Source organism: Lacticaseibacillus suihuaensis (assembly GCF_054785075.1).
On sequence record NZ_BAAGBJ010000005.1, the window covers coordinates 191,207 to 201,880 of the forward strand.

12 protein-coding genes are annotated in these 10,674 nt (G+C 60.7%); 7 read left to right on the forward strand and 5 right to left on the reverse strand.

What is annotated here, in order from left to right; all coding sequences use genetic code 11:
• Window positions 1–470: 470 nt before the first annotated feature.
• Both ACYVRZ_RS06500 and ACYVRZ_RS06505 read right to left on the reverse strand, forming a co-directional pair.
• Window positions 471–1,532, reverse strand: a complete 1,062-nt coding sequence (locus ACYVRZ_RS06500; RefSeq protein WP_461225787.1) for an LCP family protein — start codon at window positions 1,530–1,532, stop codon at window positions 471–473.
• 103 nt (window positions 1,533–1,635) lie between these two features.
• Window positions 1,636–2,262 carry a lysostaphin resistance A-like protein gene (locus ACYVRZ_RS06505; RefSeq protein ID WP_461225789.1) on the reverse strand — a complete coding sequence of 209 codons (627 nt, stop codon included), beginning with the start codon at window positions 2,260–2,262 and terminating at the stop codon, window positions 1,636–1,638.
• Between the two features lie 151 nt (window positions 2,263–2,413).
• Here ACYVRZ_RS06505 and groES point away from each other — a divergent pair, with 151 nt between their 5' ends.
• The 5 genes from groES to ACYVRZ_RS06530 all read left to right on the forward strand — a co-directional run bounded on the left by groES (window position 2,414) and on the right by ACYVRZ_RS06530 (window position 6,785).
• Window positions 2,414–2,698, forward strand: a complete 285-nt coding sequence (groES, locus tag ACYVRZ_RS06510) for a co-chaperone GroES (RefSeq protein WP_262315730.1) — start codon at window positions 2,414–2,416, stop codon at window positions 2,696–2,698.
• Between the two features lie 39 nt (window positions 2,699–2,737).
• A complete protein-coding gene (gene groL, locus ACYVRZ_RS06515) occupies window positions 2,738–4,366 on the forward strand; it encodes a chaperonin GroEL (protein ID WP_262315731.1) in 1,629 nt (542 codons plus the stop codon).
• Window positions 4,367–4,821: 455 nt separating this feature from the next.
• Window positions 4,822–5,376 (forward strand): YutD family protein, encoded by a 555-nt coding sequence (locus ACYVRZ_RS06520; protein WP_461225792.1) that lies wholly within the window; start codon window positions 4,822–4,824, stop codon window positions 5,374–5,376.
• 13 nt (window positions 5,377–5,389) lie between these two features.
• Window positions 5,390–6,166 carry a TIGR01457 family HAD-type hydrolase gene (locus ACYVRZ_RS06525; RefSeq protein WP_461225794.1) on the forward strand — a complete coding sequence of 259 codons (777 nt, stop codon included), beginning with the start codon at window positions 5,390–5,392 and terminating at the stop codon, window positions 6,164–6,166.
• Window position 6,167: 1 nt separating this feature from the next.
• Window positions 6,168–6,785, forward strand: a complete 618-nt coding sequence (locus ACYVRZ_RS06530; protein WP_461225796.1) for a TIGR01906 family membrane protein — start codon at window positions 6,168–6,170, stop codon at window positions 6,783–6,785.
• Window positions 6,786–6,863: 78 nt separating this feature from the next.
• Here ACYVRZ_RS06530 and ACYVRZ_RS06535 read toward each other — a convergent pair whose 3' ends face one another.
• The 3 genes from ACYVRZ_RS06535 to ACYVRZ_RS06545 form a co-directional block, all read right to left on the reverse strand.
• Window positions 6,864–7,508 (reverse strand): VTT domain-containing protein, encoded by a 645-nt coding sequence (locus tag ACYVRZ_RS06535; protein WP_461225798.1) that lies wholly within the window; start codon window positions 7,506–7,508, stop codon window positions 6,864–6,866.
• A gap of 75 nt (window positions 7,509–7,583) precedes the next feature.
• Window positions 7,584–8,087, reverse strand: a complete 504-nt coding sequence (locus ACYVRZ_RS06540; RefSeq protein WP_461225800.1) for a phosphatidylglycerophosphatase A family protein — start codon at window positions 8,085–8,087, stop codon at window positions 7,584–7,586.
• An 8-nt stretch (window positions 8,088–8,095) separates the two neighbouring features.
• Window positions 8,096–9,076, reverse strand: a complete 981-nt coding sequence (locus ACYVRZ_RS06545; RefSeq protein ID WP_461225802.1) for an NAD(P)/FAD-dependent oxidoreductase — start codon at window positions 9,074–9,076, stop codon at window positions 8,096–8,098.
• A gap of 130 nt (window positions 9,077–9,206) precedes the next feature.
• On the opposite strand from ACYVRZ_RS06545, the gene ACYVRZ_RS06550 reads away from it, so the two are divergent.
• Both ACYVRZ_RS06550 and ACYVRZ_RS06555 read left to right on the forward strand, forming a co-directional pair.
• Complete coding sequence (locus ACYVRZ_RS06550; RefSeq protein WP_461225817.1) at window positions 9,207–9,788, forward strand: peptidylprolyl isomerase; 582 nt, start codon at window positions 9,207–9,209, stop codon at window positions 9,786–9,788.
• Between the two features lie 67 nt (window positions 9,789–9,855).
• Window positions 9,856–10,233, forward strand: a complete 378-nt coding sequence (locus tag ACYVRZ_RS06555) for a CvfD/Ygs/GSP13 family RNA-binding post-transcriptional regulator (RefSeq protein ID WP_461225804.1) — start codon at window positions 9,856–9,858, stop codon at window positions 10,231–10,233.
• Window positions 10,234–10,674 lie beyond the last annotated feature (441 nt).

Sequence of the window (10,674 nt, forward strand, 5' to 3'; positions counted from 1 at the left end):
CCGGTGTTAAGCTACACTCGAATGATTGTTCAAGTGCGGGGACAACGCTGTGGCCGCAGCGCTGGCACCTCTGCCGCATAGGGGAACGATCCGGAGCGCAAGCGCCTCTAGTACCCAACCCATGCCAAGCCGCAGTGTATTGCCACACGGCTTTCAAACTCAAGAGTTTTAGTGCAACCCCTTCAACTTAGGAGGAGATACCAGGGCATAGGATTTCACCAACCCACCGTTCGCACCAAGCCGGGACCTACTCGCAACGCGAGGTAGCTGCGGCCCCGGCGAGATCGGTGGTGTACCACCACGGTAAGCAGAAGCCAGAAACGTGACCAAATCAGGCCAAGGCCACCGGAACATGCGTCTTCGGTGGCTTCGGCGCGGCCGCCGCAACCCAATCGTTGCGGCGGCTTTTTGACGCGGCGCCGCTGGACGCAAAAACGCCGCCGCGATGGCCTCACGACGGCGTTTTGGGGTTAGAGCTCGGGGTTGTAGATGGTGTAGACCTGCGCGGCCGGGTTAGCGAAGTTGAAGCCGGTGTTGGCCTTGTTCTCCCGGACGTTTTGGTTGGCGATGGTCTCGGTGGCTAGCCCCAAGGCGGTTCGCAGCTTGTCGGAGACGCGCTGCAGCTCGCTGGTCGCGGGAATCTGGTAAGACGACGGCCCGGGGTAGACCCAGGCGTCGTGGCCCTGCACGTGGTCGGTCGTGACCTTGCCGGCGGCCGCGCGGTAGTTGGTGACCAAGGTGGTCAGGTCCGAGAAGCTCAGGTTGGTTCGCATGTTGCCGGAGATGGTCTTGAGCAGCCGGTCAAAATGGGTCAGCGTGTCGGTCGACAGCGCCTTTTTGAGAATCGCCCGGATTACCTGCTGCTGCCTTTTTTGGCGGCCGTAGTCGCCTTCCGGATCCTCGTGGCGCATCCGCGCGTAGGCCAGGGCCCAGGCGCCGTTGAGGTGCATCGGCCCCTTGACGAAGTGCTGGGAGCCGGTGTCCTTGTCGGTGAAGGAGAAGGGGACCTGCACGTCGATACCGCCGACCGCATCGACGATTTTCTCAAGCGCCCCCATGTTGACGGTCAGGTAGTAGTCGATCGGCACGTTGACCAAGGCGGAGACGGTTGCGACCGCCATCTTGGAGCTGCCGATCGAGTAGGCGGCGTTGATTTTTTGCATGTTGAAGTGGGTGGTACCGATCATCTTGGCGGCGGTGTCGCGCGGGACGCTGACTAGGGTGGTCTTTTTTTGCTTGGGGTTGACCACCGCGACGATCAGGGTGTCCGAGCGGCCGTTGTCGGTGCGGCCCAAGGCGCCGGAGTCCACGCCGATTAGTAGCGCGGCGAAGGGCTTCTTGTTTTGAATCGTCGGGTTGGCCTTGCTGCCAAGCGACGCGTAGGTCTTGTCGAAGGCGTACTTGGCCTGGCTGTATAGGCGCAGGCCGTACAACCCGGCGGTGACCAGAAGCGTCGACACGATGAGCAAAACGAACTTGAGCCAGGGCCGGTGCGGCCGCCCCTGGTCGTGGCGGCTGGTGCGAGTATCCATTGCAATCACTCCTTAAAGCTATTGTACCGACTCGACCGCCGCTGGGTCAGCTTGCGGCGATTGTTAACGCATCCTTAAGCTCGCCACTCAAGGCCCCGCCGGCCTAATGCGCGAAGGCGTAGATCAGCGTCAGGGCCACGGTGCCGACATGGGCGATGATCGCCGGCTGGACGCTGCCGGTGCGGTCGTACAAAAAGGCGTAGGTGGCGCCGACCAGGGTGGCGACCAGCCAGTGCGTCGGGTCACTGGCCAAGGCGAACAGCAGCCCGGCGATCAGGGCCGCCCCAACCTTGCCGGTGACGCCGGCGAGGTTGCCGAACACGACGCGGCGGAAGGTCAGCTCCTCAAGAACCGGCATCACCACCACCAGGCTCACCAGGTAGCCCGGGGCGGCCTGCACCGCCGTCAGCGTCTGGTTCAACGCCCAGCCGCCGGCGCGGTTGAACAGCAACTGCTCCAAGAGGCTGGCACCGAGCTGCACCGCCAGCACCAGCGCGATGCCGGAGATGCCCCACACGGCCCGGCTGGTGGGGCTGGCCACGCCGGCCGCCTCGATCGCGTTGGGAATCACCAGGCGGCGGTTGAACCACCAGGCGGCGACTAGGCAGACCAGCCCCAAGGCGGCCGCCAGCCACAGGCCGGCGGTTCCCCAGCGCGTCAGCCACAGGCCGCCGAGCAAGGCGACCAGGTAGCAGCCGACAATCGCGAAAGCATTTTTAACTCCTGACATCAGGCACCTCCAAGGATTTTCGTTCAGGGTCAGTATAACAGACCGACTTGGGGGTTGCATTCAGGCGGCAAACTCGTTATAGTAATGAATGTAGTTAGCACTTGGTACATAAGAGTGCTAAGCCTAATCAATTATGTATGGAGGGATTGCCTTGTTAAAACCATTAGGAGACCGCGTCGTCGTATCGGTCGTTGAGGAACAAGAAGAGACTGTTGGAGGCATTGTGCTCGCCAGCAACGCGAAGGAAAAGCCCCAATCCGGCAAAATCGTCGCCGTGGGCGAAGGCACACGCACCCCTGAAGGCAAGCTGTTGCCGCTGACCGTCAAGGTGGGCGACGTGGTTGTTTACGACAAGTACGCCGGTTCCGAAGTGAAGTACGAAGGCGAGAAGTACCTGGTCCTGCACGAGAAGGACCTGATGGCGATCGCTGAGTAGTCTGAGTCAATAATCTATCATATGAGGTGAACGAGACACATGGCAAAAGATATTAAATTCGGCGAAGACGCACGCCACGCAATGCTGGCCGGCGTCGACAAGTTAGCAAACACGGTCAAGACGACCCTTGGGCCTAAGGGTCGCAACGTCGTTTTGGACAAGTCTTACGGCTCTCCTGAAATCACCAACGATGGTGTGACCATCGCCAAGAACATCGAGCTGGAAGACCACTACGAGAACATGGGGGCCAAGCTGGTCGCCGAGGTCGCAACTAAGACCAACGACATCGCCGGTGACGGCACCACGACCGCGACGGTTCTGGCTCAGTCCATCATCCGCGAAGGCATGAAGAACGTGACCGCCGGCGCCAACCCGGTTGGCATCCGCCGCGGGATCGAAAAGGCCACCAAGGCGGCCGTTGACGAACTGCACAAGATTTCCCACACCGTGTCCGGCAAGAAGGAAATCGCGCAGGTGGCCAGCGTCTCCTCCGCCGACCCTGAAGTCGGCGACCTGATCGCCGACGCGATGGAAAAGGTCGGCCACGACGGCGTCATCACCATCGAGGAAAGCAAGGGAATCCAAACCGAGCTGTCCGTCGTTGAAGGGATGCAGTTCGACCGCGGCTACCTGTCCCAGTACATGGTGACCGACAACGACAAGATGGAAGCGGACCTCGACAACCCGTACATCCTGATCACCGACAAGAAGATCTCCAACATCCAAGATATTTTGCCACTGCTGCAGGAAATCGTGCAGCAGGGTAAGGCCCTCTTGATCATTGCTGATGATGTGGACGGCGAAGCGCTGCCGACCCTGGTTTTGAACAAGATCCGCGGCACCTTCAACGTCGTTGCCGTCAAGGCCCCAGGCTTCGGCGACCGGCGCAAGGCGCAGCTTGAAGACATCGCGATTCTGACCGGCGCCACCGTCATCACCGGCGACCTCGGACTCGACCTCAAGGACGCCAAGCTCGAACAGCTCGGCCAGGCCGGCAAGGTCACGATCACCAAGGACAACACGACGATTGTCGAAGGCGCAGGTTCCAAGGACGCCATCGCCGAGCGTGTGGCCACCATCAAGAAGCAGATTGAGGACACGACGTCCGACTTCGACAAGGAGAAGCTGCAGGAACGCCTGGCCAAGCTGGCCGGCGGTGTGGCCGTGATCAAGGTCGGTGCCGCAACCGAAACCGAGCTCAAGGAGCGCAAGTACCGCATCGAAGACGCCCTGAACGCGACCCGCGCGGCCGTTGAAGAAGGCTACGTCGCCGGTGGTGGTGTCGCCTTGGTCAACGCCCAAAAGGCCGTTGCCGCCCTCAGCGAGGAAGGCGACGAGCAGACCGGGATTAACATCGTGCTGCGTGCCCTTGAGGAACCAGTTCGCCAGATCGCCGAAAACGCCGGGCTTGAAGGCTCCGTCATCGTTGAGCGCATGAAGCACGAGGCCACGGGCTTCGGCTACAACGCCGCAACGGACGTCTGGGAAGACATGGCCGCGGCCGGCATCATCGACCCGACCAAGGTCACCCGCTCCGCGCTGCAAAACGCCGCGTCTGTCTCCGCTTTGATTCTGACCACCGAGGCCGTTGTGGCCGACAAGCCAGAACCAAAGACGGATGCCCCACAGCCAGGTGCCGGCGCCCCTGGCATGGGCGGCATGATGTAACCCAAGTTCATAGACAAGCAAGAGAAGATCGGCTGCGGCCGGTCTTTTTTTGGTTCCAGAGCGAAGAAGCGCGGGTTTAGCGGGACGGGTAGCGCAGAGGCGGCACTTGGGGCGGGTCTTGCCCCAAATGACGCTTCGAGCAGGCCGCTTCCGCGTTGCGCTGCGTAGCTCGCCGACCACCAGAGCGGCGTGAGGCGGGTTTAGCGAACCGAGTAGCGCAGCGGCGGCACTTGGGGCGGGTCTTGCCCCAAATGACGCTTCGAGCAGGCCGCTCCCGCGTTGCGCTGCGTAGCTTGACGCCCAGAGCGGCGTGAGGCGGGTTTAGCGAACCGCGTCGCGACCGGCCGGCTCGAGCCGCCCAAGTGCCGGCCGCCTGCTGCCGCCCCAAGCGCGGCGGTTTCGTGCTATACTTAACCAATATCAACCGCCGCGGTGGCGGTGAAGGGGGCATGAACGTGAATGAGGAGCAAGCCGTGAATCCGGATGAGGTGCTGGCTCAGCGCGTGGTGCAGGTGGCGTCTGACATGGTGACCGTCGACGGTCGCCGCTACGCCATCGCCTTGGATCACAAGCAGGCCTTTGACCGCGAAAAATTCGCCGCCCGTTACACCGACATCCTGGAGAAGTACGACTACATCGTCGGCGACTGGGGCTACGACCAGCTGCGGCTGCGCGGTTTTTACAACGACGACAACCGCCGGGCCAACAAGGACCAGCTGATTCGCACCCTGCAGGACTACCTGCTGGAGTACTGCAACTTCGGCTGCGCGTACTTCGTGCTGCAGCGGCTGGACGCGCCGGACAAGCCGGTCAAAAAACGCTCGCGCGGCGGCCGCAACCAAAAGCGCCGCGGCGATGCCGGCAGGCGTTCGGAGGCTACGCGTAAGCCGTACAGCGAACGCATCACCAAGAAGCCGCAGGTCACCGCTGGCAAGGCGGAAACCGTGGCGCCGCACCAACCGCGCAAGCGTCACTTCACGATTCACTCGCGCGAGACTAACGAGAAATAGGGTAGACGAAATTTTGGCATACAAAGGATACATGATTGATCTGGATGGCACGGTTTACCGCGGCCGGGAACGCATCCCGGAAGCCAAGGCGTTCATCGAACGGCTGCAGGCCAAGGCCATCCCGTTTTTGTTTTTGACCAACAACACCACCAAGTCGCCGGCGGCAGTCTGCCGCAACCTGGCGACCAACCACGACATCCACGCGACGCCGGACCAGGTGTACACGCCAAGCCTCGCCACCGCCGCCTGGATTCAGGCGCAAAACAACGGCGATGCGACCGGCAAGTCGGTGTACGTGATCGGCGAGCTCGGCCTCAAGCAGGCCATGCTTGACATCGGGCTGCGCTTCAACGACGTCGACCCCGATTACGTGGTGGTCGGGCTGGACTACGACGTCACCTACCACAAGTTCGAGTTGGCGACGCTGGCAATCCAGCGCGGCGCCAAGTTCATCGGCACCAACGCCGACACCAACCTGCCCAACGAACGCGGCCACGTGCCTGGTGCCGGCTCGGTGATCGCTTTGGTCGAGCGCAGCACCCAGCAAAAGGCGTTTTACATCGGCAAGCCCGAGGCCATCATCATGGAGCAGGGGCTGCGCCGCATGGGCCTGAAGAAGCAGGACGTGGTGATGGTCGGCGACAATTACAACACGGATATTAAGGCCGGCATCAACGCTGGCATCGACCAGCTGCTGGTGTACTCCGGCATCTCCACCAAGGCGCAGGTTCGCGCCGAGGCGGTTCAGCCGACCCACGAAGTCGACTCCCTGGCCGACTGGGAGGTGTGACATGCGCTGGCGCTTCTTGGCCCTGTGGCTGTTTCTGGTCAGCGGTGCAATCTGGCTGACGATTCTGCTGTCCTTTGCGCTGTTTCCGCTGTTCGTCCACCTCGATCACCTGCAGGACGTGGCGGGGATGGGCATGGGCAAGCTGTACCACAACTACGTGCAACTGATGGGCTACCTGCACCTGCCTTGGGAGACGCATCTGCACATGAGCGACTTTCCGGTCAGCGTTCACGGGGCCCGGCACTTTCGCGACGTCAAGCACCTGTTCTTGCTGGACATCGCGATTTGCATCGTGACCGGCCCGATTGCCGTGCGGTTTTTGGCCAAGCTGCGCCGGGTCAAGGAACGCTACCGCCTGGTGCGGCCGTTTCAGATCGGCGCCGTCGCCCCGCTGGTGCTGGGGGCGTTGATGTCGTTGAACTTCGACGCGGTGTTCGTCGCCTTTCACAAAATCATGTTCAGAAACAACGACTGGCTGTTCAACCCGGTGACCGATCCGATCATCTTGGTGTTGCCGGAGGACTTTTTCCTGGCCTGCTTCGCCTTGGCGCTTGTGGCGTTTGAGGCGCTGATGGTCTGGGGCATCGTGACCGGCCGCCGCGACGCTCGGGGACTGTGACTGGAATACTGTGACCAACCAAAAAGGCGCCGCCTGCAATCGAATGGATTGCAAGCGGCGCCTTTGGTGTTTGACCGACTAGGCCTTGCCAGCGCGGCGGGACCGCAGCGCGGTGATCAGCACTGGCACCAGCGAAACGGCGACGATGGCCAGGACCACCACGGAGAAGTGGGCCTTGACGAAGGGTTGGTTGCCGAAGAAGAACCCGGCCACGCAGCACATCGTCACCCACAGGAAGCCGCCGAGCAGGTTGTAGTGGATGAACTTAGGGTAGTGCATGTTCGACCCACCGGCGACGAAGGGGGCGAAGGTTCGCACCAGCGGCATGAACCGCGCGATCGCGATGGTTTTGCCCCCGTGCTTGTTGAAAAAGGCCTCGGCCGACTGCAGCTTCTCGCGGTTGATCAGCTTGGCAAACCAGCCGGTGTTGGCGGCGGCGAGCCCGAGGTGGCGGCCAATCTCGTAGTTGGCTGTGTCGCCGAGCACCGCCGCGGCCAAGAACATGGCGAACAGCAGCCAGATGTTCAGGTGGTAGGCGGAATTGGCGGCCAGAGCACAGGCGGCAAAGAGCAGCGAATCCCCGGGCAGGAAGGGAAAAATCACGATCCCGGTTTCGATGAACACCATGACAAACAAGATCAGGTAGGTCCAGTTGCCGAAGGTGTTCACGATGCTGACCAGGTGGGTGTCGATGTGAAGAATGAAGTCAATCAGTTGCGTCATGGCTTACTCCTTTGCGCGATTATAAGCCGTATTATACGCGCGGCCCAGGCCGATGGCGCCGGGCTTGGCCAAAGCTTAATAATTGTCGTCTTCAAGCTCGGGGTGGGCATGCGCCAGCCGGCTGGCCGCAGCCGCGGCGATCGCGCCGACGATGTCGTCCAAGAAGGTGTGGATGATGCCCGGCTCATGCGCGTTGAGCTTGGCCAGGATGCCGGGCTTGACCCGGTCGATGTAGCCGTAGTTGGTGAAGCCGATTGACCCGTAGACGTTGACGATGGCGAAGGCCAAGATCTCATCGACCCCGTACAGCCCTTCGTCCTCGGCGATGATGCTTTGCAAGGGCTGCTCCAGCTTGTTGGCCTCGGCCGCCTTGTCCAAGGCGATGCCGGTCATCACCGCGTTTTGCACCTCGCGCTTCTTCAGCACGATCAAGGCGTTTTGGGTGGCGACCTCGAGCGTCAGGCCGGGGATGAACTTGGCCTGCAGGAACATCACCAGCTCACCGATCGCCTCTGGCGTCACGCCGCGTTCCTGCAAAAGCGCGAGTGTGTGTTCGTACAATTTTGCCTCGTTAGTCATAATGCCTCCTAATGGTAGAGCTGGGTGCTGTGCAGCGCCTGCTTGCGTTCCGGGTACAGGTAGTTGAGGGCACCGGTGACGGCCGTCGGCGCCTCGCCAAAGCCGCTGGCGATCAGTTTCAGCTTGCCCGGGTAGTCGGCGACGTCGCCGATGGCGTAGATGCCGGGGATGCTGGTGGCCATCTGCGAGTCGACGGCGATCGCGTTGCCGGCAAGCTCAAGCCCCCAGTTGCGCAGCTGCTTGTTGTCGCTCATGAAGCCGTAGTTGACCAGCAGCCGGTCGACGTTCAGGGTCGCCTCGGCCGGGCCGCGGACCTCCTTGAGGGCGACGTCGATGCGGTCTGAAGCGGCGGTCACCGCATCGATCAAAAACGGTGTGTGCAGTTGAACGCTCGAGGCCTGCAGCGTTTCGACGCTTGATTCCAGGCCGCGGAACTGGTTGCGGCGGTGAATCAGGTGGACGGACTGGGCAATCGGCTCAAGCGCCAGGGCCCAGTCGATGGCCGAGTCGCCGCCGCCGGCGATGGCGACGTCCAAGCCGCGGAACGACTCGAGGTTTTTGACGTAGTACAAGACGTTGCGGTCGTCCAGCGCGGCGTCGTAGTCGACGGCCAGCCGCCGCGGCGTGAAGGCCCCGCCGCCGGTGGCGATGATCACGGCCTTGGTGTGAATGGGCTCGCCGGTGGTGGTCAAAGTGAAGCCGCCGTCAACCGGGGTAATGCCGGTGACGGCCGTGGCCGTGCGGATCGTCGGTTGAAAGTGTGTCACCTGCTGCTTGAGGCGGTCGACCAGCTCCTGGCCGGACACCCCGGGCATGCCGCCGATGTCGTACAGCGTTTTGGCCGGGTACAGGTTGCCGGTTTGGCCGCCCAGCTCGCTCAGGCTTTCCACCAGCAGGACGTCGGCGGAACGCAGGCCGGCGTAGAAGGCGGCGAACATGCCGACGGGGCCGCCGCCGATAACAGTGATTTCATAGGTGTGTTCTGACATAGTCTCTCCCCATTTCTGACTTACTGACCTAAGGTATCACATTTTGCCGTCGCATGGTAATCACGCGGCCGCTAAGGTAAAATAAGCTGAACACACATGCGTGGTGCCGGCCACCGCGCCTAAGGAGGAAATTATGTACCCACAACTCGATCTCGAACATTTTGAAGGTCCCAAGGCGGTGATGGTCACAAGCCTTGGCACCATCACCCTGGCGCTGTTTCCCGAGCAGGCCCCAAAGACCGTCGAGAACTTCATCGGCCTGGCGGAAAAAGGCTACTACAACGGGGTGACCTTCCACCGCGTGATTCCGGACTTCATGATTCAGGGCGGCGACCCGACCGGCACCGGTGCCGGCGGCGAAAGCATCTGGGGCAAGGCCTTTGAGGATGAGTTCAACCCGACCGTCTTCAACCTGCAAGGCGCCTTGTCGATGGCCAACGCCGGCCCCAACACCAACGGCAGCCAGTTCTTCATCGTCTCTAACGAACACATCAACCAGAACATGCTGGGCCAGATGCCGGGTGCCGGCTACCCGCAGCCGGTGATCGACGCCTACAAGAACGGCGGCACCCCGTGGCTGGACATGCGCCACACCGTTTTCGGCCACGTCCTGGAAGGCCTGGACATCGTCCAAAAAATCAGCAAGGTCAAGACGACGGCCGACAAGCCGAACACGCCGATCACCATCGAGTCGGTCACCATCCAAAAGTAGGCTGGTCACGTGCGATTTTTCATGTATACTATTAAGGGAAATCGAAAAACAGAAATGAAGTGTCAGCATGGAGTATCGCATCGGAGATATCATTACTGGCAAAGTCACGGGGATTCAGCCGTATGGGGTGTTCGTCCTGCTCGATGAGGACCACCAGGGGCTGATCCACATTTCCGAGTGCCAGCACGGCTTCGTCAAGGCACTCGGGGACCTATTCAAAGTGGGCCAGAGCTTGGCGGTGGTTATTTTGGACATCGACGAGTACTCGGGCAAGATTAGCTTGTCACTGCGGGCGCTTCAGCCGGCGCCGGCGATGACGACTTATCGGCATCGCAAGCATTACTGGACGAACCGGAAGTACCACACCGGGTTTGCCCCGATCGCCAGCCGCCTCGACGGATGGGTCTCGGAGTACTTAAGGGAGTTGGAGAAGGACGCGCGGTGAGCGCGTTCTTTTTTTATCCCGACCCGGTACGAATAAAATCTCCAAAATTGGCATCGCCGTTCGTGAATCACGGAACTGAATATTCATCGCCGCGCGAGCGTTCGGAAGGCATTCGGTTCTTCAATTTTTTCTGCGGAAAAGCAGATTTTTGGTTGACGTTGCGCCCCTTTGGCTGGTAAGATACTTGTTGTTGTCGAAGCGACCCACCGGTTGCTGAGCGGCGGGAATGAATAAATATTCACCCCTTAAAATAACCGTTGACAACATCGTCGCGATAAGATATACTCATTAAGTTGTCTTAACGACAAGGTAGTCCTTTGAAAACTGAACAAAGTTTCGTAAATGTGATAGGGCTTTTCTTAATTGAAAAGAATTAAACATTGCGAAGTCAATTCGCTAGTAACAACAAATCGAGCTATTCAAACAGCTCATATTACATGA

Excerpts from the sequence above, each read along its gene's own strand:
- ACYVRZ_RS06500 (WP_461225787.1), bottom strand. The coding sequence starts at position 1,532 with ATGGATACTCGCACCAGCCGCCACGACCAGGGGCGGCCGCACCGGCCC.
- ACYVRZ_RS06530 (WP_461225796.1), top strand. The coding sequence starts at position 6,168 with ATGCGCTGGCGCTTCTTGGCCCTGTGGCTGTTTCTGGTCAGCGGTGCA.
- ACYVRZ_RS06505 (WP_461225789.1), bottom strand. The coding sequence starts at position 2,262 with ATGTCAGGAGTTAAAAATGCTTTCGCGATTGTCGGCTGCTACCTGGTC.
- ACYVRZ_RS06535 (WP_461225798.1), bottom strand. The coding sequence starts at position 7,508 with ATGACGCAACTGATTGACTTCATTCTTCACATCGACACCCACCTGGTC.
- ACYVRZ_RS06545 (WP_461225802.1), bottom strand. The coding sequence starts at position 9,076 with ATGTCAGAACACACCTATGAAATCACTGTTATCGGCGGCGGCCCCGTC.
- ACYVRZ_RS06555 (WP_461225804.1), top strand. The coding sequence starts at position 9,856 with ATGGAGTATCGCATCGGAGATATCATTACTGGCAAAGTCACGGGGATT.
- ACYVRZ_RS06540 (WP_461225800.1), bottom strand. The coding sequence starts at position 8,087 with ATGACTAACGAGGCAAAATTGTACGAACACACACTCGCGCTTTTGCAG.
- groL (WP_262315731.1), top strand. The coding sequence starts at position 2,738 with ATGGCAAAAGATATTAAATTCGGCGAAGACGCACGCCACGCAATGCTG.